This window comes from Flavobacteriales bacterium (assembly GCA_016699575.1).
Lineage (GTDB): Bacteria > Bacteroidota > Bacteroidia > Flavobacteriales_F > PHOS-HE28 > PHOS-HE28.
Genome location: CP064979.1, coordinates 2476099 through 2497360, shown reverse-complemented (window position 1 = coordinate 2497360; position 21262 = coordinate 2476099). Strand labels below are relative to the sequence as shown.

Sequence of the window (21262 nt, the reverse complement as noted above, 5' to 3'; positions counted from 1 at the left end):
TCACTGCAACGTGATCATGCGCGTCACCACGGTCTCCTTGCCGAAGTAGATGTCCTTGCCGCTGATGTTCTCGTTGGTCACCGTCCACGCGGCGATCTGTGCCATGCTCGTCCCGGCTGGCAGCGTGCCGAGCTCAGCCGCGGTGAAGGTGCAGCTCGTGGCATTGCCGCCCAAGCGCTTCAGGATGCCGCCGATGCTGAAGTACACGCTATCGGCACCGCTGACGGAATTGGTGGCCAGGGTGTAATCCACATTGCGCGGGAACGTGGTGGCCGTGCTGACGGTATCGACGGACGGGAACGCGATGGAAGTCACATTGCGGGTGAACGCCGGGATGCCATTGCCGCCGGTGACATCCCAGGTGACGCCCGATGAGAAGTCGATCCCGGTGATGTTGGATCCCGTGGGCTGGTAGACGTAGGCATTGTTGGTGAAGTTGAAGAGGCTGTCATTGCATTCCACTTGGCCTGCGTTCACCTGCGCCCCTGCATCATCATAGAACACGCCTACACCGGTGTTCACCTCCACTTGGAACGTGCCGACGAACGGGAGGGTTTGCGTGGTGATCGTCTTTACGGCGAAGAGCGCACCGTCGGCACCGACGATGGATGGGGTGGTGTTCGCACCGGTGTTGTTATTGCTGCCGCCAGTGTTGGTAGTGGCCGGAGCGGCATCGTCCTCCTTGCCGCAGCCTGTGGTGGCCAGGGCAAGTACCGTGAGAGCGGCGATGGCCAGTGCGGGCATCGCGTTGAACGTGTTGGTGTAGCGCATGTGTGGTGATTTGTGCGGAGCAAATGTTTCCGCATGCGCACCCTCTGTTTCTTCCGGGCGGCACCGTAGCGGGCTACGGGGATCACCGTATCCTGGTCAGACGACCTTCGCGGCAACCTTTCCATCATGGTCCACCCCGAACACCAGCAGCACGTAGAACCACGCTGCGAACGTAGCCCCGGCCTGCGTTTCCAGCGTGTCCTCCGTGAGGCATGAAAGGACGAAGGCGAAGGCCCAGGCCACGAACAGCGGTTCGCGCCAGGCGCCGATCAGCCGGACCGGGACCAGCCACGCCAGCACGCACAGCACCAGCCCAACGAAACCGAAACTGATCGTCCATGTGAGGAACTGGTTGTGCGCACGTAGTCGCCAGCGAGCGTCAAGTGGACTGCGCAATTCGTCATAGGTCGCTGCGAACGCTGGTTTCGTATCGCCCGTACCGACGCCTACCACCGGATGCTGTTCTATGATGTGCCAGCCAGCCTTCCAGAACTCCCATCGCATGACGGATGAATACCCGCTGGCATCACCGGTGTTGCGGTACCGCTGTTCCTCGAACACCAGTTCACGGATGCGCAACTCCAGTGGATCCCGCTGTTGCACGCTCCATTCGCCGCGCATGATGCGCGACAGGTCATCCTGTGTGAGCGCGGCCATACCCACGGAGTCCTTGTTCAAGCCTTTACTGGTCAAGTAGCGGAAGAGCGTTCCGTAAAAGACATGGCCCCGTGCGTCAGTGCTGTCCAAGGGGATATTGCTGATGCGCTGCCACGACCGGTGCACCTCGGCCCATGCGATGTTGCGCCAGACATAGCGGCCGTTCTCCAGTTGCAGGTTCGTGGTGTCGTGGGCATAGCGTTCACCGCCGGGGGAAGTCATGACCAATGGAGCCCGTTCCAACGGATCAATGCGATGTGCATCGGTAACGACCCCCCACACATAAGCGCCCAGCAGAACAGGCAACGCGACCATACCAAGGCGCAAGGTCCAGCGCATGGTCGTTCCGAGGTAGCGCGACCGCCGCCACAGCCACCACCCCGCAACGACCAACAGGACCACCAGGCCGGCGATGCTTCCCAAGAGCTGCAGGAAGTAAACGCACCAGCCGATGGCCAGCAGGTGCACTGCGCGCAGGAGCCAGCGCTTCGGCCAGTAGCGGACCAGCACGAACGCCGCCATGCACACCATCAGCGACAACCGGATGTGGCTGATGAAGTGCGACAACGCGCGGTGGTCATCCGGCGTGGTGTTCAGCGCGAGGCAGGCGAACGTGCTTGCGATGGTGCTCGCGGCGAACAGGAGGAGGAGCGCGCGCAGCTCGTCGTGCCGCAATCGTGGGGAAGAAGCGACAATGGGCGGCAGGATGAGCAAGGGCAACAGGATCCTGCAAACGTCCATGCCCCACGCCATGTCGGAGGTCCACAACAGGCCAAGAACATGCAGCGCGTAGAACGACAGGAAGACCAGCACCGCGCGCTGGGAGAATGCGTGCTTCACGCGTGCACCGAGCGACTTACGGACGATACCCTCGATCAGCCAACCACCGAGCGCGATGATCTGTCCGATGCTCATGAGGAACTCGCCCCACGGCATGCCGATGCCCGTGATGGCGAGCCCACCGAGGTAGAGCCACCGGAACAGGTCGCGCGGCGCGGTGCCCGTCCGCTCGTCCGTCATCAGGTCCTACTTCTTGCCGCTGAGGATGTCCGTGGTGCCGCCTGTATTGAGCACTTCAAGCGCGCGCTTCAAGTACGGGTCACCGGCCAACGCTGCTCGGTAACGTGCGGTCTGCAGGCCATAACGGCTCACGATCTCGCCGCGCAGCACTTCGGCCACGTCATCGCGGAAGCGGCGCAGTTCCTCTTCCTTGTTCGGCTTCAGCTCGGCCTTCAACGCTTCGATGGCCTTCTCCGAATGTTCGTAGTAGCGTTCACGTTTAGCGGCCTCCACCAGTTCGTCCAACGCGTCGTTGCTCTCCGTCTCGTAGGAGAAATCCTTGTTCTTCACGAAGGCGAGGAAGTCGTTGTAGATGGCATCGGTGATGATGAACTGCTCCGGCGCCGGAATGGTGTCGTGCTCCGCACGGTACTTGTTCGCGTACTCGAAGAAGAGGTCCTTCGAAGCGAGACCACCGACCACCTTGGCCATCTCGGGCTCGTCCATGGCCACATCCGGAGCGATGCCGCGACCGTCGAACACGGGCCTGCCGTTCTTCGTCTTGAACGCCTTGATGGCACTGTCGGCCACGTTGATGGCCCTGCCCGAGCTGTCGCGGTGCGCGTAGTCGATCTTCTGGATGCAGCGGCCGCTGGGGATGTAGTACTTGGCCACCGTCACCTTCACCTTGTTGTTGTACACGATGTCTCGCGTTTGCTGCACCAAGCCCTTGCCATAGGTACGGTCGCCGAGGATCACCGCACGGTCCAGGTCCTGCAAGGCTCCTGCAACGATCTCGCTGGCGCTGGCGCTGCCCTCGTCCACGATCACTACCAAGGGCACGGTTGCGTCCAGTGCATCGCTCAGGGTGCTGTAGCTCTTGTCCCACTCGGCGATCTTGCCTTTCGTTTCCACCACCTTCTCGCCCTTCGGCACGAAGAGGTTCACGATGTTGACCGCCTCGCGCAACAGGCCACCGCCGTTGCCGCGCAGGTCGAGCACCATCTTCTGCATGCCCTGTTCCTTCAGCTCCTTCATGGCGTTGCGCACATCGAGGCCAGCCGTGGCCGTGAACCCGTTCAGCTTCACGTAGCCCACCTTGTTCGCTTCGTCCACGAAGCCCTTGTAGGGCACGTCGGGGATCTTGATCTCCATGCGCGTGAGCGAGTGCTCCGTTTCCACGCCGGCGCGACGGGTCACGATCTTCACTTGAGTGCCCGCCTGGCCTTTCAGGAGCTTGCTGGCGCCCTCGGTGTCCATGCCGCTCACCTTCCTGCCGTCCACGCTGATGATCTCGTCACCGGCGCGGAACCCGGCGTTGGCCGCTGGGAACGTCTCGTAGGGTTCGCTGACGAGCACCTTCTCGCCCTGCGTTTTGATCAACGCACCGATGCCACCGTACTGGCCGGTGGTCTGGAAGCGGTACTCCTCGATGTCGCTTTCCGGGATGTAGTCCGTGTAGGGGTCGAGCGAGGTGAGCATCGCGTCGATGCCCGTCTTCATGATCTCACCCGGGTTCACTTCGTCCACGTAGTAGATGTTCAGCTCCTTGTACACCTCGGTGAAGACCTCGATGTTCTTGCTGATCTCGAAGTAGTTGTCGCCGGCAGCGATGCCGAGGCCGCCGACGATGGCGATGGAGCCGATGACGAGGGTGCGTTTGATGGTGCGCTTCATGTTGGTTTTGCGCGTTGGTTACGTGGTTGTGGAACGGGGTCGTAGCCGTGGCCGCCCCAAGGATGACAGGAAAGAAAACGTTTCAGGGTGAGCCAGCCGCCCTTCAGTGCACCGTGTTTTTTCAAGGCCTCAACACCGTAATGCGAACAGCTGGGTGCGTACCGGCATTCGCCGGGCAGCAAGGGGCTGAGGGTGTACTGGTAAACCCTCACCAGGCCGATCATCAGGTATGCCACGGGATTAGCCATGCACTTCGAGCCAACGGTGGATGCACCGGGATATTTTGCTGCGCGTGTTATCCCATGTTGGCACGGCGCGACCTTGGTACACGATGAGCCACGCAAGGTTCAGGTTGCGCTCTTTCAACGTGCTGAAAAGGACAGGCTTCTCCAGCCGATAGGCCTCGCGCATGCGGCGTTTGGTGCGGTTGCGGTCCACGGCCAAGGGCACGTTGCGCTTGGGCACGGCGAAGGTGATCTGCGCCTGCACGCCCTTGGGCATCTCCATGGGCAGGCCGATGAGCCTGAACGGCGGTTCATTGATGGCCTTGCCCTGCTTCACCACGCTTTCGATGCGGAGCTTGCCGCATAGGCGCTCCTGCTTGCTGAAAGTAAGGCGAGGTGCAGTTGTGGCGTTGCTCACGTGCGATGGACCGCTGTTCGTGGGACGGTCGGTTCGGTGTAAAGATGGAGCCCAGGCAAGCCTTCGCCCCTGCCCACAACGATCGTTGTCAAACCAAGGATGTTGGATTGGGGCAGGCCGCCAGGACCCGATCCGTCGGTTACATTCGATCATCATGCGGAACCCGTTCACTCTGATCCTGTGCTTGTACCTGGCACCTGTAGCAGGGCAATGCCCCTTCGGTCAGATCCCCGATTGCGATGGCGCTTGCCAACCCGCCAACTGGGTGGGCGACGGCGTATGCGACGATGGCTGGGCTAGCCCAGGCAATTTCCTCTGTGCCCAGTTCAATTGGGACGGCGGCGACTGCATAGGCCCGGGCTGCATGGACACCACGGCGGTGAACTACAATCCCACGGCGACCGTCGATGATGGCAGCTGCATCTATGATCCCTGCCCGCCCGGCGAGATCCCCGACTGCAACGGCAACTGCTTCCCCGCCACGTGGGTGGGCGACGGTATCTGCGACAACGGATGGGACTTCCCCAGCGATTTCCTGTGCGCGCAGTTCAACTACGATGGTGGCGATTGCGTTGGTCCCGGTTGTATGGACAGCACAGCTACCAACTACAATCCGGTGGCCACGGTGGATGACGGCAGTTGCTACTTCGGCCCCTGCCCTCCCGGGCAGCTGGCCGACTGCACCGGCGCGTGCCTCGATTCGCTGGAGGTGATGAGCTACGTGAACGACTGGCACTGCAACAACGGCCTGTGGACGGCAGGTAGCTGGGAAGTGGGCGACCTACTGCTCGACTGCCCCGCGTACAACTACGACGGTGGCGATTGCGTGGTGGAGGGCTGCATGGACCCCGCCGCGTTGAACTACTACGAGCACGCTACCGTGGACGATGGTTCGTGCCAGTACGGCACATGCCCCCCCGGCACCACCGATTGCATGGGCCACTGCATACCCGACCATTGGATCGGCACCAATGATTGCCCGGGCGGCCTCGACCCCGACCCACTGTCGCACTTGCACAACGGTGCCTACCCCGACAGCCTGCTCTTCAACATAACCACCGGCTCCACACCGCGCGGCATGTGCGTATTGCCTGATGGGTCAAAGGCGTTCATCGGTTCGGGTGCCACCGTTACCGTGGTTGACCTGCAAGGGCTCGACGCCGGCACCTGGAGCACCACCATCATCAACGTGGGTGGTCTGGCCTACAGCTGTTCGCCCTCTGCAGACAACCTGCACGTCTTCGTGGCCAACTTCACCCTGAACGCCGTGCAAGTGATCGAAGTGGCCAGCAATACGGTGGTGCAAACGATACCCGTTTCCATAGGCCCGTTGAAGATGTGGACCGCTCACAATGGCCAGCGCGTGTTCGTCTCGTGCCAGAACGGGAATGCGGTTTCGGTCATTGATGCCAACACGTGGCAGGTGCTTGCAACGGTGCCTGTGGGCCAGCATCCGCGCAACATCTGCACCTCCGTGAACGACAGTCTGCTGTACGTGTCCGACTGGAGCAGCGCAACGGTGAGCGTTGTGGACCTGGCGACCTACCAAGTGGTGGATACTGTGCCGGTGGACTACTGGCCGCAAGCCATCTTCCCCACGCCCGATGGCAAGTACATCCTGTGCGCCAACTTCGGTTTCGACTTCAGCTACGACCATATCTCGGTGATCCGCACCGCGGACCATGAAGTGATCGCACGCCTGCAGACCGGAGCCGGCACCGAGGACATCCTTACCATCGGCGCCGATGGCCAGTACCTCTACGCGTCGAACTGGGGCATGACGTGCTGCTTCGCACCAACATGGGATGCGTGCTGCAGCGCCGAGGTGAACAAGGGCAATGTGACCGTGATCGCCATGCCGGACTTCGAGCAATGGGTTGCGCCGGACTCCATCCCGTTGGAGATCCCTTACATCCGCTCAACGCTCACCACCGTGGGCACGCAAGCGGAGTATGCCTTCGGCCTGGCACGCCACCCGAACGGCCGCTTCGTGTTCGCGTTGAACATGGACAGCAACAAGATGTCCGTGATCGGGCTGCAGGATGCCACCACCAGCACCGGTCCAGCACCAGCACCACTGGACGTGCGCGTGTGGCCGGTGCCTGCGCACGATCAGTTCATGATCTCCGCGGACGCCACGCTGCTTCGCGTGCGCTTGCTCGATCAGAGCGGTCGTGAAGCGCGGCGCTGGCAGGATCCCGGCCATACCGAAGCGTTCGATCTCACCGGTTTGGGCGCCGGGGTTTACCATGTTGAGGTAGCCACCGCCAAAGGCACCGCCGTGCGGAAGCTGGTAGTGAACTAAAGGTGGGACGGGTCAGGCTTTCTTCCCCACCACATTGCCCGCGGCATCCATCTCCAGGACGGGGTTGTGCGCGATCTCCCACAGGTGCCCATCGGGATCGGCGAAGTAGCCGCTGTAGCCACCCCAGAACACCTTCTCGGGCATCTTGGTGATGGTGGCGCCGTGCTTCTTCAAGTCCGCGAAACACGTATCCACTTCTTCCGCAGAACGCATGCACTGCGCAAGGGTGAAGCGAGAGCCTTTTGCGTCATCGGCGCCCGTGGCATCTTCCATCAGCTCGTGCTGCGGGTAAAGCGAAAGCACCATGCCGTTGAGCTTGTACATGACGATGCCGCCGCTGTCTTGGAAGGGTGTCCAACCCAACACATCGTTGTAGAAGTGCTTCGAACGTTAGAGATCGACGACGCCGAGTGTGATGAAGGAGAGGCGGGGTTGCATGGGTTAAATCCGGTTGAGCGGGTGCCCAAAGCTACCCCCGCGTACCTTGGTCGTACTGAACCCCATCCCATGTCCCGACACGTCACCGGCATCGGCGGATTCTTCTTCCGCGCGGACGACCACAAGGCGCTGGCCGCTTGGTACAACCACCACTTCGGCATCAACGATGAGCAGCACGGCTGGATCTGGCAGCAGGATGCCGGGCCCACGGTGTTCTCGCCCTTCAAGCGCGACAGCGACTACTTCGGCAACGACAAGCAGCAGTTCATGCTGAACCTGCGCGTGCAGGACATCGATGGTCTGCTGAAGAAACTCGAGGCCGAGGGTGTGCGCATCGACCCCAAGCGCCAGGACGAGGACTACGGCCGCTTCGCGTGGGTGTACGATCCGGAGGGGAACAAGATCGAGCTGTGGGAGCCGAAGTAGTAATCGCAATGCCCAGCCTCAATGTCTTCGGTACCCAGCCTGATCTTGTCGGACAGGCTCTCGAGGCGATCGTGGCGGAGTCGTTCGTTTTTTCTGGTCAACTTGTATGCGATGCGAACGCGGTGTTCCTCAAGTGCGCGGGACAGTGGCACCGCCTTGTTCTTGACGCTGGCACCGTTCACTGGAAGATCCAATCGCACGAACCCAAGCCCTGGTCAGTTCCTGAAGAAGGCTGGTCCTATCCACATCGCGCTGTCGGCGACGACTTCGGTCTTGTAGGCATCCCAGTAACGGACATGTCACTTCACGAGGATGGTGCGTCCGTTGAATTCACACTCACGTTTGCTGATGGTCGGCGTTTAGTGGTCACCAATCTTCACGACAGCACATCGGCAAAAGTGGAGGCACATACATGAGGGCGATCCGAATGATCGATCACATCGCACTGGACGGCGTGATCAAGGCGGCGATTGAACGAGTAGCGCATTCATGATAGAGCTGGAGACTCCACACATTCCACTTGGTTCGCCCTTGAACGAGGCGTTGATGGCTCTTGAGCGATTTGGGGAACCGCTTCTTGACACCTCCGATGAAGAGCCATGCTACCTGATCGAAACAGCGTCGTTCCAAATGGCCGTCTATCCCAAAGGCGACGTTGTGGGTTCGGTGTGGTATGACGATCCGGTAGGGCGGGGATCGGAAGCCGGACGGGTGCAAAAGGTAGAGGCCCACTTGAACCGGTACGGCCCACTGGAGAACTGGGAACGCCGAATGGACAACGGGTGGATGCACTACTGGTTCAACCCCACCGATCGTGCTCAAATGGTTTACGGCGTGCACCAGGACGTTATCCGGTTCAACCAGTACGAAGAAGAGAACGCCTAGCTCAGAGCATCATGCGCCCCCTCCGTTTCTCCATCAACGTCACCCTCGACGGCTGCTACGACCACACGGTGGGGATCCCGGACGCGGACCTGCACCGCAACGCGGAAGCGTACATCGCAGGGACCGATGCCATGCTCCTGGGGCGGAACACCTATGAGCTGATGGAGAGCGCGTGGCGTTTGCCACCGAATGGCGTCTGGCCCGACTGGATGCCGGAATGGATGCAACCCTTCGCGAAGACGATGGACGCGGCGAAGAAGTACCTCGTATCAAGCACCGTGGATACCGCCGAGTGGAACACCGAAATGGTGCGTGGTGATCTGCGCACATTCGTTGAACAACTCAAGCAGCAGCCGGGCAAAGGCATCGGTGTGGGCGGCGTGCAACTCGCCATGGCCCTCACCGAGATGGGCCTCATTGATGAGTACCAGATCGTGGTGCATCCCCGGATCGTTGGTCGTGGGCCCACCTTGTTCGCGGGACTTTCCAAGATGGTGGATTTGAACCTGTTGGGCCGGGAGGAGTTCGGGTCTGGCGCGGTGGCGTTGAAGTATGAGGTGAAGCGGTAGGGTTATCGCAACGACCTCAGCTCCACGTAGCGCGTGATCCGCGTCACCAAGCCTTCATACCCCCACGCACCCACGGCGGCCGTATCCGTATGCAGCACGCTGTCTGTGTCCCAGACAAGTTGCACGGTGCGCAAGGGCAACTCATCACCGAGGCTATCGACGCGCACCTCGGTGTAGAGGAACCCATTGCCGATCGGTTCCAGAGTGGCATGGAGTTCACCGAGCCCGCGCTGCATGAAACCGTATTGACCGTTCACCTCCACACGATCGAAGACCTCCTTGCGGCCCCAGCATTGGCGCGCGGTACGGAAGTCGATGTCGTAGTAGAACTCATAGTCGATGGGCCAACCACATGTGCATTGCCAAACCAACCACGGCTTATGGAAGAGCAAGGTGGTGTCCGTGGTGATCGGTTGGTAGTGCTCCTCCACCTCGGCGGGCCACCCTTCTCCGGGCGCTCCGAACTCCGGGACGGAAAGATCTGTTGAGCGGCAATGGTGTTGCCCAGCAGGCATGCACCTAGCGCGATGATGTTGGTGGTCTTGCTCATTTCCTCGGGATCTTCACCATCGACTTTCCGCTGGTGTCATCGTATTCTGCCTTGCGCCCTTTGCCGCCGCTCCTGCACTTCATCCGTCAGTTCCAGCTTCCAACCTTCGGCCATGGCCACTGCACACTTGCGGGCCTTCGCATAGTCGGTGAAATCGTGGAACAGCACAGCCTCACCTCCGGCTGTGGTCAAGCGGACGTCATAGGTCCGCACACGCACGGTGGTCTGGGAAGCCCGACTGGTCATCACCTGCGATTCGCGGGTGTGATGGATCGCGATGCCCGTGTACCGCTCCGTGCTGACCCACTGCCCGGAACGCAGCCTACCCAAGGCCTTGTAGATCCTGGCCCGCCTTCCTTTCACATCTATCTCGACACCGGAACTGGCCAGGAAAAGAGCTACGGCCAGAGCCGCCGTGAGGATCGCAACCGACCAATGTGCCAGCATCAAAATGCCAGCAGCGATGACGACGAAGACACCATGAATGAGGTAGTCGTTCGTTCGGCCTTCCGGTATGTCTATGATCTTGCTCACTTCCTCAGGATCTTCTCCATCGCCCTACCCTTGGCCAGTTCATCCACCAGCTTGTCCAGGTAGCGGAGCCTTTGCATCAGCGGATCCTCGATGTCCTCCACGCGGTAGCCACAGATCACGCCGGTGATCATGCTCACGTTGGGGTTCAGGCGCGGGGCTTCGGCGAAAAAGGTCCTGAAGTCGGTCTTGTTCTCGATCACCTTCTTCAGTGCCTTCTCATCGTAGCCCGTAAGCCAGTGGATGACGGTGTGTAGTTCTTCCACCGTGCGGCCCTTCTTCTCGACTTTGGTCACGTAGTGCGGGTACACGCTGGCGAAGGCCATGCGGAAGACGCGTTCGTTGTTGGCTCCGGGTTTCATGGCCTTTCAAAGATGAGCACGCCGCTCGAGCGAGATGGTGAATCCGTGGACGCTGAGGCGGGGCACGGTGCGCTGGTCTTGCAGACCAAAGTTGATACTCTTCACGGTCGATCGTCGTTACTGCATTTCAAACGATGCTGTAAGCCATGCTCTTGCGCACAACGACTTCGCGTCCTTTCCGTCCTTCCTAAGTTTGATCAACAGGCATGGTAACCGTGGAACCATTTGATCTGATGAAGGGATGGCTGACATCCGTCATGCTGGCCTTCTACCTCCTACCAAGCGCGATGGCCCAGAGCGCCCGCGACTTCGGCCTGTATGCCATGGAGCGCATCAACGACAGCACGTTCATCGACTGCGAGGAAATGTCGGTTGGAGAAATGATCTCCTTTGCCAAGGAGCACCCCGACATGGCCATGCCCGATCCGACCGTGATCCGCGACCTGCCGTATGGCTTGCTCTTCTATGGGGACCGGACGGGAAGCATGAGCACTGTCAAAGGCTTGACAAGAATGTACAGGTCGATCTCTGCCACCGTACCGAGCGATAGCGTGACGACCAAGGCGCAACGCATTCGCGCAAGGCGGTTCATGGACTATCCGATCGCCGGAATCACTTATGAGCAAGCCATGGCCTATTGCGCATGGAGAACAAAGAACCATGGCGAATATCAGCGCGTGGAGGGAGAAGTGGAGTTCCAGCTCCCTACACCGGAGGAGTATGAACGGCTTCTGGGCATCCGTGACAGTACGAATGGCCGCTGTGCTGTGTTCAACTACAATTGCCAGCCATGTCACAAGCAGCTCAACGGGAAACGAGCGTTCCTTCGACCCGGCTCCGAACTCACGCCGGTCCAAGGTTACCTGCCTGACACCATGAATCTGTACAACATGCGGGGTAACGCCGCCGAGATGACTTCGACCCCTGGCATTGCCAAAGGTGGCTCTTACGCGCATCCAGCGAGTGAGGCCTCACCTAATAGTGTGCAGCACTACCACAAACCGGAAGCGTGGCTGGGATTCCGTTGTGTGGCGCGAGTTCGGAAGAAGTGAGCGACCGTCCCCGAGTTCCTCGCACAGCGACAGAAATTCTGACGAAGCGTGACCTGGATAGAGGAGCGCTTAGGCGAGCGAGATGGTGGAACCGTGGACGATGAGGCGGGGCATGGTGGATTGTTGTGGATCAAAGTTGGGACGGATCAAGATTAGATTGCATCGCCATGGCAACAGAGTACGACATCATTGAGGTGTTCGAGATAACAGGTCGTGGCGTGGTAGCAGTCATAGCCGAGACCACGGAACGGAATGTAAGAGTGACTCACAACGCTGAAGTCGTCACACCGAATGGCACTGTGCTCAAGACAGAAGCCTTCAAGCAGTTCTTGCATCGGCGACAACGCACACCGGTCGAGCAGGAGGTGTACTTGCTCCCTAGCCTGCACAAGCCAGATGTGCCGGTAGGCTCACGCCTGAGGTTCCTAGACTAAGGGGCTTCCAGTGATCACTGCTGACCGGCACCGTAGCCGTCGAGCGAAATGGTGAAACCGTTGACGATGAGGCGTGGCATGGAGGGGTCGTTGTATTGCAAAGTTGGCCATCAGCGATCACGGAGCGATCATCCTAACTTCGGGGCATGAACTGGCAGCAGCACATCACCAGTGACAAGGCCATCCTTGGCGGTAAGCTCGTCATCAAGGGTACGCGCTTGGCTGTGGAGCACATCCAAGGCCGCTTGGCCGATGGCTGGAGCAATGAAATGTTGCTTGAGAGCTTCCCGACTTTGAAGGCTGAACACATTCAAGCCGTGCGTGAATGGACCAGAACGAACAACGGTTGAACCCATGAAGGAGATCATCTTCATCGTTGACGAGTCGCCCGAAGGTGGCTTCGAAGCTCGCGCTCTCGACCATTCGATCTTCACCGATGGCGATGACCGGGAGCAGTTGAAGGCCAACGTGAAGGACGCCGTGGCCACCCACTTCGAGGCCGATCAAATGCCCAAGGTGATCCGCCTGCACATGGTGAAGGAGATCGTGATCGCTGCATGAGGATCCCGCGCGACCTCACGGGCAAGGAACTGATCAAGGCCCGGGGCAAGCTGGGATACGAAGTGACGAGACAGAGCGGCAGCCCATCTGTAAGCACCCCCTGAAACAGGTGCAGGTGGAAGTAGAACCACCTAAACTTGATCAGGATGAGAAAGAGCAGATTCACCGAGACGCAGATCATTGCGATGCTGCGCGAGCATGAGGCAGGCAAGAAGGTTTCGGACGTGTGCCGGGAGCATGGCGTGAGCCAGCCGACGTTCTATCAGTGGAAGGCCAAGTACAGCGGCCTGGACGCCAACCAGCTCAAGGAGTTCAAGGAGCTGAAGGCCAAGTATGCGCGCCTTGAGAAGATGTACACCGAGGCCCAGATGGACCGCCAGGTGCTCAAGGAGATCATCGAGGGAAAGTTGTAGGCCCGGACGACAAACGAGAGGTCGTGCGCCGACTGGTCGAACAGCGCCAGTACAGCGAACGCCGGGCCTGCAAGCTGTTGAACTTGAGTGCGAGCGTGTATCGCTATGCGCCCAAGGAGAAGAACGATGCGGAAGTGATCGAGCACATGATGCGAGTGGTGGATCAGAACCCCACATGGGGGTTCGGTCTGACCTTCGACCAGATGGTCACTGAGGGGACCGGGGCCAACCACAAGCGGGTGCACAGGCTCTACAAGGAGGCGGACCTGCACTTGCGCAGGCGTACGAAGCGCCGGGTGCCCGAGCGGGTGAAGGACCCGATCGTTCTGCCCATCGGCCCGAACATCACTTGGAGCATGGACTTCATGAGCGATGCGCTGGTGACCGGTCGCAAGTACCGCACTTTCAACGTGATCGATGACTTCAACCGGGAAGCCTTGTGCATAGCGGTCGACACCTCTCTGCCTGCTGCACGCGTGATCCGTGAGCTGGACCAGCTGATCGCCTGGCGTGGTAAGCCCGAACGCCTTCGCATGGACAATGGCCCGGAGTTCATCGCACACGCCATGCAGGAATGGGCCGCATCCAATGGGATCGCCTTCACCTACATCCAGCCGGGCATGCCCATGCAGAACGGCTTGGTCGAGCGCTTCAACAAAACGTACCGGACCGAAGTGCTCAATGCGTGGATCTTCGAACGCCTGGACCAAGTACGCACCATCACGCAAGAGTGGATGTGGCGCTATAACAACCAGCGCCCGCACAGGTCGTTGCTGCGCTTATCGCCCCGTGCGTTCCTGTTGAAATGTGGACAACTCCCTGCCCACTACACAGGCTCACGCGCGGACTTCCCCACAGTTCAACAGGACATCCACAACACCACCACACTCAAAAGTACCTTTACAAACCGCTGCGCCTAAAATGGGGGTGCTTACACATCCGGCTGACCTCCTCAAGGCATGGAACCCATCACATCACCATTCCGGACCATCGGCCGATCAAGGTCGGCACGTTGGCAGGGATCCTCGGCGATGTCGCGGCGCATCACCAGATAACGCGCGAGGAGTTGCTTGCCTTGTTGTTCTGAGCGTAGCATCCGTTCGTGCAAGGCCTCACCGCCGATGCCGAGCGGAGCCTCCAATGATTGTTGCGGACCTGCCTGCGGCAGGCAGGCCGGCGCCGTAGCCGGCGAGCGAGATCACGACCGTGCACGATGAGGCGGGGCATGGTGGTGATGGTACTCAAACCAGATACTGGATTCAGTTGGCGGACTGCTTGATGACCTTATTCCATGTCCGACTTCCACCGCAATCGACAGCGATGAAGTACAAGCCGTCTGGATATTGACTCAGGTCAATGCTCACCGAACGAACCGGTCTGTTACTGATTGAAAACCGACTCAATGTTTGGCCCAGAGAATTCCTCGCCGAGACTTCAACCACGTCAAGCACATGGTCAGCGATTGAGACCACCACTTGTGATTCCGTAGGGTTCGGGAATACTGAGAGTGGTTCGGCACGGGCAAATGCAGAAGGTCCCGATGCCGCGACCAACGCAGAATCGCAGAGAAGGGTGTGCCAGAAGTCAGTCTTCCCTCGCGTAGGTTGCGTCACGTATCCACCTACTCCGCCGTTCAGTTGCGCGGCAACCATGTAACACCCGGAGGCTTTCTGCCAAGCAAAGGCTCCGTGACTGTTCCCCATTGTGAAAATCGTCTTGTCCCAAATGAGATTCCCCAGTGAATCTGTGCAGACAAGCCAAGGGTCCCTGCTCCCAAGGTTTTCTTCTGACTTGTCCCCTCCAATTAGAGACTCCGAGGTACTGACCAAAAGGTAGCCTCCATCATTTGTTTGGCCCACCATACTCCCAAACTGCCAGTTATCACCCAAGGCACCATCGTTATCCAACCCACCAAAAGTTCTATCCCATTGTACCAGGCCTTGGGCATCGAGTTTGACCATCCAATAGTCCAGTTCACCCTGTGATGCTTCCGTCTTGATGCCACCGATGCCAGAGGCAGATAGACCAAACAACATGAATCCATCGTCAGTGGTCGTTATCAAGGAATGCAACTCCTCGTCATCAGTGCCACCTACATCGGTATCCCACTGCTGATTGCCAGTCGAGTCTGTTTTCACTACCCAATAGTCATAAGCTCCATAGGTATCCTGAGTCTTGGTACCGCCACTGTCTGAGCGCGTGTACCCACCGAAAACAAACCCGCCGTCCTTCGTCAGATCCAACGCTTGAATCCTGTCGCGATCGTCCCCTCCATATGACCTATCCCATTGTTGAGTGCCACTCTCGTCGACCTTGACCACCCAGAAGTCGGCGGCCCCATACGATACCGCTGTTTTGCTGCCACTTACACCAGAATCCGAGAAGCCCCCGATTATGTAGCCCCCATCCGATGTCTGGCGCAGGCCGTATAGCTCGTCCCCGATGCTTCCGCCATACACCCGATCCCACTGAATGCTACCGAGTGAGTCTGTCTTCAACAACCAGTAGTCGTAGTTCCCGAAACTTGGCTGGCTTTTGTCGCCTGTAGCACCAGAATTGGAAAATCCGCCAACGATGTATCCTCCATCGCGGGTTTGTCTGACGACCGTTAGATAGTCGTGATGTATCCCTCCGTAGCGTTTATCCCATTGCTTGATCCCAAGCGAATCCACTTTCACAACCCAGTAGTCCTCTAACCCTCGGTCTGGTTCGGTGATATCACCAGTGGTGTCGGAAAGATAAGTATACCCGCCAAGCACATACCCTCCGTCATTCGTCTCTTCAGCACAGGTCAACACCTCCATCCAGTACCCACCAAACCGAGCGTCCCACTGCCCGCCAAACGCAATCTGTGGTAAGCAGCTCGAGGACGTGAAACCCAACAAAATCAAGAATGCAATTCTGCTCATGGCTACGAAACGTGAACATGGTTCATCATGGGTGCGGCATTGCGTTTAGCACTTTCCATACCGACCGTTTTGATAGGTGAGACTAGGTTGCATGACCACAACCGCATAGACCTCACCACTTCGATTCAGCGCCCTTAACGAGTACGAAACTTCCGGTGCGATCTATGTATCCCTCCACCTTTTTGCCATCGCCTCCTGTGAACGAGGTAAGGCATAAGCCGCTAACAGGATCGAAGCTGAGATCTGTATTGAACACAGGCGGAATTATCAAAGTCCCTTGGAGATCAACCAGGCCCCACCTCTGGTGCCGAACTACAAACCCTCCCTGCCGGTCTATGGTCCACCCAACAGGGCATCCGGACCTATCGATGAAAAGGGCGTAATCCTGCCCATAAGCCGTACCATTCTTCGGGAAGGGACGTGCCGTGCCCGTAGTATCTACGAGCATATGTGGTTGTCCGTTCTGGAGTTCAGCAACCAACACACCGTTAGCGAATCCATCAGAAGCTGTAGCAAAGCACTTCACAACAACGTCACCGTTCCTGTTGATGAATCCGAGACGGAAGTCGCTCATGTCTTTGGGTTCTACATAAGCGAGGCCGTGATGGAAGTCACCAGGTTCTTTGGTGAAACGAGGGGTGACAATCCAATTGCCCGTCCGGTCAATGTAGCCCCACTTCTTCTCCCCGAACTCATCAGCGATCATGACAGCCGCCAGACCTTCGCTGAAAGGATGCACGCGGAGGTACTTGGGCTTTATCACCCACACACCCGAGAAGTCAATGAATCCAATCGGCGAGGTGTATGGCACGTCAGAGTCAATACGCTCCCTTGCCGGCACGAGTCCATTGGCCGTTAACTCCGACGGATAGTTCACATTGTACACGGGCCCTGCGCCATCACCGACAGCAAAGACAATCTGCTTTCTGGCCGGGCCGACTGCAAATCTACCAGTGATCAGGTCCTTGATCTCGCATGGACTATTTGTCTTTCGCGAAAGCAGCACATGGCCCGAGCCCAGGTATGGACCGATTCCGGTCTCACCATCTGGACGGTTAAACTCACAAGGCACCAGTTCAACACCTTTAGCGTCGATCAGGCCGTGCTTACCCGCATCGTTCTGGACCACCGAATAGCCATCGCCGATGGGGATGATCTCCCTGTACTTCTTGTATGGCACGATGAATTCCCCTTTGGGGTTGATCAAACCCACGGCGTCACCACGCTCCACGACGGCCACACCGTCCTTGAAGGGAAAAAGGCTCCCCCCTTGTTCCATTGCGATCGTCACTGCATTGGCCGCAACCGTTCCTGGGGCGGTTTGGGCAGTTAGTGTGAGAGCTGAACAAGACATAAACAGAGCATAGGTGTAGGCGTTCGCTTTCATGCTTGGTGGTTATCTGGTGGGTGGGCTTCCCTTTGGCGCCGCCAACAATCATTCCATTTTCTGAATGGCTCCAAGTGCTTCATACAGCACATGGTCTTCGTGCCTTTCGCGTGAGCGATTGCAGCGGAAAGCCCGCAAGCGAGGAGGGACGACGAGTGCGGACTTATTCTATGACCTGAGCAAGCCAATGGGCAGGTTTTTTTTCAGGCATGAGGAACTCCAGGCATGGGTCAAGAGCTTTTGATGCCCTCGACCCATGTTATGCCTGTCGTACATCGGACCTATCCCTGGCAGGTTGCTCCTCAGCAGAGCCTGCTTCCGTTTCGGCCCGACGCACAAGTCTACGCAGCGGCCGGTTCCGTTCTGCGCACGAATGGCGTACCCCGTTCGATCACGGCGCAGATGCGGTGGATGAGCTTGTTGCGGATGGCGTTGAGCACGCTCATCTTGTGCTTGCCTTCGGCCACCTTGCGCTTCCAGTAGTCCTGCAATTCGCCTTTGCGTGCCGTGCATCCCACAGCCGCCATGTGCAGCAGGTACTTCAAAGTGGGCTGCGCTTGTTTGGAGACGCGCGTTTTGCCTCGGATGCTGGAGCCGGAGCTGTACTCGAAGGGTGCCACCCCGGCGTGGCAGGCCAGCTCGCGCGCGGTCTTGAAGCGCAGGAAGCCCTCGGTGAGTGCCAGCAGATGCGCTGCCAACACGGGGCCAACGCCATCGATGGACAAGAGCAGATCGTAGATGCGCTGGTGCTCTGGCTCAGCCGCGATCACCTCTTTGATCATGGTCTCGATCTGCTTGATCGACTTGTCGAGCGCGGTGATCTGCGCCTTGTCGATGCGTGTGAAGGCCGCGCGCAACGACTGGTCCACGCAATGGTCCAGGTTGCGGATCTGGGTGTGGTGCATGGTCTTGCGACGCACCAGATTCTCACGCCGGGCGAGCAGTTGCTTGAGCTTGTTGGTGCGCAGGTGATCGGCGGTTACAAGCCTGGCCTTGTCGTGGAAGCGGCGTGCGTAATCCGCGATCCGAAGTGCATCGATGCGGTCGTTCTTGCCACGCGTGGTGCCGATGCTCTTGATGATGTCCGTGGGGTGCGCAAGCCAGGTGGGAACCTCCAACCGCACGAGTGTCTCCAGCGGAAGATGCGAGTAATGGCCGGTGGGCTCCAGGCACACCAGGCATTGGTCCTTCTTCAGCCCGTACATCTTGGTCCAGCGCTTCCACATGCTGCGTAGTCCCTTCTCCGTGTTGGCCACCTTCTCTTCGGCGGTGACCTTGCCTTGTTCGTCCAGCAAGGCCACATCCAAGGTCGCCTTGCTCACATCAATGCCGATCCAGTGTCTCATGTCCGTGTACCTTTGGGTTAGACAAGTGATCGCTGGAGGGACTGAGCAATGGGCCCTGTGCTCGACAACTCTACTAGGCCACTACGCCTGGAATTCTATCCGAGCCTCAGACCCGAGTGGATCACGGGTGCCAATAAGTCCTTTAGGCCCTTGCGCCTATGCAGCGGAATGGTTCACCCGCGATCCTGCTCAGTTTCCTTCAGTGATCGTTCGCTCCCCGAAGATCTCCATCTTCGAGGCGGGCAAGTCTAGAGTTGAAGCGGAAAGCGCGACCCGGCTGCATTTGAGCCGGGGCACGCCCAAACCTTCATCGCACTCATCGCGCCAAGCATTACTCAATTCAAATTCAAGTACGCGCTCAACCCGTGCAAGCCACCCTCTCGCCCGTAGCCGCTTTCCTTGTAGCCGCCGAAGGGTGAGGTGGGATCGAACTTGTTGTAGGTGTTGGCCCAGATGACGCCCGCGCGCAATTTGCTCGTGAGGTTGAAGATCTTGCTGCCTTTGTCCGTCCACACGCCGGCGCTGAGGCCGTAGGGCGTGTTGTTGGCTTTCTGGATCACCTCGTCCACGGTGCGGAAGGTCTGCACGGCGAGCACGGGGCCGAAGATCTCTTCCTGCGCGATGCGCGCGCTCTGCGCCACATTGAGGAAGAGCGTGGGGCGGCACCAAAATCCCTTAGTCGGCAAGTCGCAAGTCGGCGAGTAGATCTCAGCCCCGTCGGCTACGCCGATCTTGAGGTAGCGGTTGATCGTGGCAAGCTGCTCCTTGCTGTTGATGGCGCCGATGTCGGTGTTCTTGTCGAGCGGATCGCCCACGACGAGCGAGCGCATGCGGTGCTTGAGCTTGCGGATCACTTCGTCGTGCACGCCTTCCTCCACGAAGAGGCGGCTGCCGGCGCAGCATACGTGGCCCTGGTTGAAGTAGATGCCGTTGATGATGCCTTCGACGGCCTGGTCGATGGTGGCGTCGGCGAAGATGATGTTGGCCGCCTTGCCGCCGAGCTCGAGGGTGAGCTTCTTGCCGCTGCCCGCGGTGGCGCGCTGGATGAGCTTGCCCACGCCGGTGCTGCCGGTGAAGGCGACCTTGTTCACATCGGGATGATTGACGACCGCCGCGCCCGTGGCGCCCGCACCGGTGACGATGTTGACGACGCCATCGGGGAGCTCGGCCTCCTGCAGCAGTTCGGCGAGTTTGAGCGCGGTGAGCGGGGTGGTCTCGGCGGGCTTCAGTACCACGGTGTTGCCGCAGGCCAGCGCGGGGGCGAGCTTCCACGCGGTCATGAGCAGCGGGAAGTTCCAGGGGATGACCTGGCCGGCCACGCCGAGCGGCGATACGGTCTTGCCGGGGAAGGCGTAGTGCAGCTTGTCGGCCCAACCGGCGTAGTAGAAGAAGTGCGCGGCGGCGAGCGGCACGTCCACGTCGCGGCTTTCGCGGATGGCCTTGCCGCCGTCCATGCTTTCGATGACGGCGAACTCGCGGGCCTTCTCCTGCAGCAGCCGCGCGATGCGGTAGATGTACTTGGCGCGTTCGGCCGCGGGCATCTTCGACCACACGGTGTCGTAAGCCTTGCGGGCGGCCTTCACGGCGGCGTCCACATCGGCCTCGCCCGCCTCGGCGATGCGCGCGAGCTTCTGCTCGTTGGCGGGGTTGATGGTGTCGAAGTAGTTGCCGCTCTTCGGCTTCTGCCACTTGCCGTTGATGAAGAGCTCGTATTGGGGGTCGATGCGGACGTGGTCCTTGCTTTCGGGAGCAGGAGCCAACTGCCAGTCGAGGGTCTTCTTCTTAGCCATTGGCCAAAGGTGTTCGTTCTATCTCAAAGGCCATGGTCGCCTTGTCGCTTTTCGACCAGCCATGTCTTGCTGTGAAGCGCTTCTGGTCCTTGTCCGATATGCTGCTGCTTCTCGAGAACTCGTAGCAGCGCTGGTTGTCTGAAGTCCAAACGTTGAACAGTCCAAGATTAGCATTCTCTCCGCTTGTCTTGCCTACGGTGAGAATCACCTCCTTCGCGTAGATGTGCGCGTGACCACCAGACACACGCATTGGCTTGGGCTTCTCAGCATGCCAGATGATCACACGACCTGCTTCGACCGGCACTTCTCCCAATAGCAGTTCACAACGGTTCAACCAGAGCTTGATGCCTTGCGAGATCGGCGCGCCATCATTGTCCTTGTCCACTTCACCAAAGCGAACCGTCAGTCGCTCGCCTTTCTCAACGATGATGTACTTGACGTCGTCCTCTCCCAGTTGAGACTTACTGTGGAAGTGCTTCATCACAGAATTCGGACGTGTTCCTTGGACTCGGGGGCTGGAGCGAGCCTGCCTGCCGGACAGGCAGGTTGCCAGTCGAT

Annotated in this window: 24 protein-coding genes and 1 pseudogene; 11 read left to right on the top strand and 14 right to left on the bottom strand. The window is 59.1% G+C overall.

Features of this window, described 5'->3' with window-relative positions; genetic code table 11:
- From IPJ76_10345 to IPJ76_10325, 5 genes are all read right to left on the bottom strand, one after another.
- Positions 1 to 771 carry a hypothetical protein gene (locus IPJ76_10345; protein ID QQR85020.1) on the bottom strand — a complete coding sequence of 257 codons (771 nt, stop codon included), beginning with the start codon at positions 769 to 771 and terminating at the stop codon, positions 1 to 3.
- 96 nt (positions 772 to 867) lie between these two features.
- Positions 868 to 2448 carry an O-antigen ligase family protein gene (locus tag IPJ76_10340; protein QQR85019.1) on the bottom strand — a complete coding sequence of 527 codons (1581 nt, stop codon included), beginning with the start codon at positions 2446 to 2448 and terminating at the stop codon, positions 868 to 870.
- 6 nt (positions 2449 to 2454) lie between these two features.
- Positions 2455 to 4104 (bottom strand): S41 family peptidase, encoded by a 1650-nt coding sequence (locus tag IPJ76_10335; GenBank protein QQR85018.1) that lies wholly within the window; start codon positions 4102 to 4104, stop codon positions 2455 to 2457.
- Positions 4101 to 4352 (bottom strand): membrane protein insertion efficiency factor YidD, encoded by a 252-nt coding sequence (yidD, locus tag IPJ76_10330; GenBank protein ID QQR85017.1) that lies wholly within the window; start codon positions 4350 to 4352, stop codon positions 4101 to 4103. Before yidD ends, IPJ76_10335 begins: the two co-directional genes overlap by 4 nt.
- Positions 4345 to 4746, bottom strand: a complete 402-nt coding sequence (locus tag IPJ76_10325) for a ribonuclease P protein component (GenBank protein ID QQR85016.1) — start codon at positions 4744 to 4746, stop codon at positions 4345 to 4347. The genes yidD and IPJ76_10325 overlap by 8 nt, the downstream gene beginning before the upstream one ends.
- Positions 4747 to 4900: 154 nt before the next feature.
- Here IPJ76_10325 and IPJ76_10320 point away from each other — a divergent pair, with 154 nt between their 5' ends.
- Positions 4901 to 7051, top strand: coding sequence for a T9SS type A sorting domain-containing protein (locus tag IPJ76_10320; protein QQR85015.1), 2151 nt, complete (start codon positions 4901 to 4903; stop codon positions 7049 to 7051).
- A gap of 12 nt (positions 7052 to 7063) precedes the next feature.
- Here IPJ76_10320 and IPJ76_10315 read toward each other — a convergent pair.
- Positions 7064 to 7489: pseudogene (locus IPJ76_10315) on the bottom strand (VOC family protein).
- A gap of 69 nt (positions 7490 to 7558) precedes the next feature.
- Between IPJ76_10315 and IPJ76_10310 the strand changes: the two are divergent.
- The 4 genes from IPJ76_10310 (at position 7559) to IPJ76_10295 (ending at position 9369) form a co-directional block, all read left to right on the top strand.
- The gene (locus IPJ76_10310; GenBank protein ID QQR85014.1) at positions 7559 to 7915 is read left to right on the top strand and encodes a VOC family protein; all 357 of its coding nucleotides are present in this window, start codon (positions 7559 to 7561) and stop codon (positions 7913 to 7915) included.
- Between the two features lie 8 nt (positions 7916 to 7923).
- The gene (locus IPJ76_10305; GenBank protein ID QQR85013.1) at positions 7924 to 8331 is read left to right on the top strand and encodes a hypothetical protein; all 408 of its coding nucleotides are present in this window, start codon (positions 7924 to 7926) and stop codon (positions 8329 to 8331) included.
- Positions 8332 to 8545: 214 nt separating this feature from the next.
- Positions 8546 to 8800: a hypothetical protein gene (locus IPJ76_10300; GenBank protein ID QQR85012.1), complete on the top strand. Its 255-nt coding sequence runs from the start codon at positions 8546 to 8548 to the stop codon at positions 8798 to 8800.
- Between the two features lie 11 nt (positions 8801 to 8811).
- Positions 8812 to 9369, top strand: a complete 558-nt coding sequence (locus tag IPJ76_10295) for a dihydrofolate reductase family protein (GenBank protein QQR85011.1) — start codon at positions 8812 to 8814, stop codon at positions 9367 to 9369.
- Positions 9370 to 9371: 2 nt separating this feature from the next.
- Here IPJ76_10295 and IPJ76_10290 read toward each other — a convergent pair whose 3' ends face one another.
- The 3 genes from IPJ76_10290 to IPJ76_10280 all read right to left on the bottom strand — a co-directional run bounded on the left by IPJ76_10290 (position 9372) and on the right by IPJ76_10280 (position 10812).
- A complete protein-coding gene (locus IPJ76_10290) occupies positions 9372 to 9884 on the bottom strand; it encodes a hypothetical protein (GenBank protein ID QQR85010.1) in 513 nt (170 codons plus the stop codon).
- A 71-nt stretch (positions 9885 to 9955) separates the two neighbouring features.
- Entirely contained in the window at positions 9956 to 10453 is a 498-nt protein-coding gene (locus IPJ76_10285) for a hypothetical protein (protein QQR85009.1), read from the bottom strand.
- Positions 10450 to 10812 (bottom strand): DUF2200 domain-containing protein, encoded by a 363-nt coding sequence (locus tag IPJ76_10280; protein QQR85008.1) that lies wholly within the window; start codon positions 10810 to 10812, stop codon positions 10450 to 10452. Before IPJ76_10280 ends, IPJ76_10285 begins: the two co-directional genes overlap by 4 nt.
- A gap of 206 nt (positions 10813 to 11018) precedes the next feature.
- Here IPJ76_10280 and IPJ76_10275 point away from each other — a divergent pair, with 206 nt between their 5' ends.
- The 6 genes from IPJ76_10275 to IPJ76_10250 all read left to right on the top strand — a co-directional run bounded on the left by IPJ76_10275 (position 11019) and on the right by IPJ76_10250 (position 14192).
- Positions 11019 to 11864, top strand: a complete 846-nt coding sequence (locus IPJ76_10275) for an SUMF1/EgtB/PvdO family nonheme iron enzyme (GenBank protein QQR85007.1) — start codon at positions 11019 to 11021, stop codon at positions 11862 to 11864.
- 580 nt (positions 11865 to 12444) lie between these two features.
- Positions 12445 to 12648: a DUF433 domain-containing protein gene (locus IPJ76_10270; GenBank protein QQR85006.1), complete on the top strand. Its 204-nt coding sequence runs from the start codon at positions 12445 to 12447 to the stop codon at positions 12646 to 12648.
- Between the two features lie 4 nt (positions 12649 to 12652).
- On the top strand, positions 12653 to 12859 hold the full coding sequence (locus tag IPJ76_10265) for a 2-oxoisovalerate dehydrogenase (protein QQR85005.1): 207 nt from the start codon (positions 12653 to 12655) through the stop codon (positions 12857 to 12859).
- Positions 12856 to 12963, top strand: a complete 108-nt coding sequence (locus IPJ76_10260) for a type II toxin-antitoxin system HicA family toxin (GenBank protein QQR85004.1) — start codon at positions 12856 to 12858, stop codon at positions 12961 to 12963. The genes IPJ76_10265 and IPJ76_10260 overlap by 4 nt, the downstream gene beginning before the upstream one ends.
- A gap of 42 nt (positions 12964 to 13005) precedes the next feature.
- Positions 13006 to 13272, top strand: a complete 267-nt coding sequence (locus IPJ76_10255) for a transposase (protein ID QQR85003.1) — start codon at positions 13006 to 13008, stop codon at positions 13270 to 13272.
- Between the two features lie 23 nt (positions 13273 to 13295).
- Positions 13296 to 14192 (top strand): IS3 family transposase, encoded by an 897-nt coding sequence (locus tag IPJ76_10250; protein QQR85002.1) that lies wholly within the window; start codon positions 13296 to 13298, stop codon positions 14190 to 14192.
- A 339-nt stretch (positions 14193 to 14531) separates the two neighbouring features.
- Here the strand turns inward: IPJ76_10250 and IPJ76_10245 are convergent, their stop codons facing one another.
- The 5 genes from IPJ76_10245 to IPJ76_10225 all read right to left on the bottom strand — a co-directional run bounded on the left by IPJ76_10245 (position 14532) and on the right by IPJ76_10225 (position 21185).
- Positions 14532 to 16181, bottom strand: coding sequence for a T9SS type A sorting domain-containing protein (locus tag IPJ76_10245; protein ID QQR85001.1), 1650 nt, complete (start codon positions 16179 to 16181; stop codon positions 14532 to 14534).
- Between the two features lie 112 nt (positions 16182 to 16293).
- The gene (locus tag IPJ76_10240; GenBank protein QQR85000.1) at positions 16294 to 17568 is read right to left on the bottom strand and encodes a WG repeat-containing protein; all 1275 of its coding nucleotides are present in this window, start codon (positions 17566 to 17568) and stop codon (positions 16294 to 16296) included.
- A gap of 341 nt (positions 17569 to 17909) precedes the next feature.
- Positions 17910 to 18914, bottom strand: coding sequence for an IS110 family transposase (locus IPJ76_10235; GenBank protein QQR84999.1), 1005 nt, complete (start codon positions 18912 to 18914; stop codon positions 17910 to 17912).
- Between the two features lie 335 nt (positions 18915 to 19249).
- On the bottom strand, positions 19250 to 20704 hold the full coding sequence (locus tag IPJ76_10230) for an aldehyde dehydrogenase family protein (GenBank protein QQR84998.1): 1455 nt from the start codon (positions 20702 to 20704) through the stop codon (positions 19250 to 19252).
- Positions 20697 to 21185 (bottom strand): hypothetical protein, encoded by a 489-nt coding sequence (locus IPJ76_10225; GenBank protein QQR84997.1) that lies wholly within the window; start codon positions 21183 to 21185, stop codon positions 20697 to 20699. The genes IPJ76_10230 and IPJ76_10225 overlap by 8 nt, the downstream gene beginning before the upstream one ends.
- Positions 21186 to 21262 lie beyond the last annotated feature (77 nt).

Bases quoted from the DNA above. Each gene is read 5' to 3' on its own strand.
- IPJ76_10345 (QQR85020.1), bottom strand. From the start codon at position 771: ATGCGCTACACCAACACGTTCAACGCGATGCCCGCACTGGCCATCGCC.
- IPJ76_10340 (QQR85019.1), bottom strand. From the start codon at position 2,448: ATGACGGACGAGCGGACGGGCACCGCGCCGCGCGACCTGTTCCGGTGG.
- IPJ76_10335 (QQR85018.1), bottom strand. From the start codon at position 4,104: ATGAAGCGCACCATCAAACGCACCCTCGTCATCGGCTCCATCGCCATC.
- yidD (QQR85017.1), bottom strand. From the start codon at position 4,352: ATGGCTAATCCCGTGGCATACCTGATGATCGGCCTGGTGAGGGTTTAC.
- IPJ76_10320 (QQR85015.1), top strand. From the start codon at position 4,901: ATGCGGAACCCGTTCACTCTGATCCTGTGCTTGTACCTGGCACCTGTA.
- IPJ76_10310 (QQR85014.1), top strand. From the start codon at position 7,559: ATGTCCCGACACGTCACCGGCATCGGCGGATTCTTCTTCCGCGCGGAC.
- IPJ76_10305 (QQR85013.1), top strand. From the start codon at position 7,924: ATGCCCAGCCTCAATGTCTTCGGTACCCAGCCTGATCTTGTCGGACAG.
- IPJ76_10300 (QQR85012.1), top strand. From the start codon at position 8,546: ATGGCCGTCTATCCCAAAGGCGACGTTGTGGGTTCGGTGTGGTATGAC.
- IPJ76_10295 (QQR85011.1), top strand. From the start codon at position 8,812: ATGCGCCCCCTCCGTTTCTCCATCAACGTCACCCTCGACGGCTGCTAC.
- IPJ76_10290 (QQR85010.1), bottom strand. From the start codon at position 9,884: ATGCCTGCTGGGCAACACCATTGCCGCTCAACAGATCTTTCCGTCCCG.
- IPJ76_10280 (QQR85008.1), bottom strand. From the start codon at position 10,812: ATGAAACCCGGAGCCAACAACGAACGCGTCTTCCGCATGGCCTTCGCC.
- IPJ76_10275 (QQR85007.1), top strand. From the start codon at position 11,019: ATGGTAACCGTGGAACCATTTGATCTGATGAAGGGATGGCTGACATCC.
- IPJ76_10270 (QQR85006.1), top strand. From the start codon at position 12,445: ATGAACTGGCAGCAGCACATCACCAGTGACAAGGCCATCCTTGGCGGT.
- IPJ76_10265 (QQR85005.1), top strand. From the start codon at position 12,653: ATGAAGGAGATCATCTTCATCGTTGACGAGTCGCCCGAAGGTGGCTTC.
- IPJ76_10260 (QQR85004.1), top strand. From the start codon at position 12,856: ATGAGGATCCCGCGCGACCTCACGGGCAAGGAACTGATCAAGGCCCGG.
- IPJ76_10255 (QQR85003.1), top strand. From the start codon at position 13,006: ATGAGAAAGAGCAGATTCACCGAGACGCAGATCATTGCGATGCTGCGC.
- IPJ76_10245 (QQR85001.1), bottom strand. From the start codon at position 16,181: ATGAGCAGAATTGCATTCTTGATTTTGTTGGGTTTCACGTCCTCGAGC.
- IPJ76_10240 (QQR85000.1), bottom strand. From the start codon at position 17,568: ATGAAAGCGAACGCCTACACCTATGCTCTGTTTATGTCTTGTTCAGCT.
- IPJ76_10235 (QQR84999.1), bottom strand. From the start codon at position 18,914: ATGAGACACTGGATCGGCATTGATGTGAGCAAGGCGACCTTGGATGTG.
- IPJ76_10230 (QQR84998.1), bottom strand. From the start codon at position 20,704: ATGGCTAAGAAGAAGACCCTCGACTGGCAGTTGGCTCCTGCTCCCGAA.
- IPJ76_10225 (QQR84997.1), bottom strand. From the start codon at position 21,185: ATGAAGCACTTCCACAGTAAGTCTCAACTGGGAGAGGACGACGTCAAG.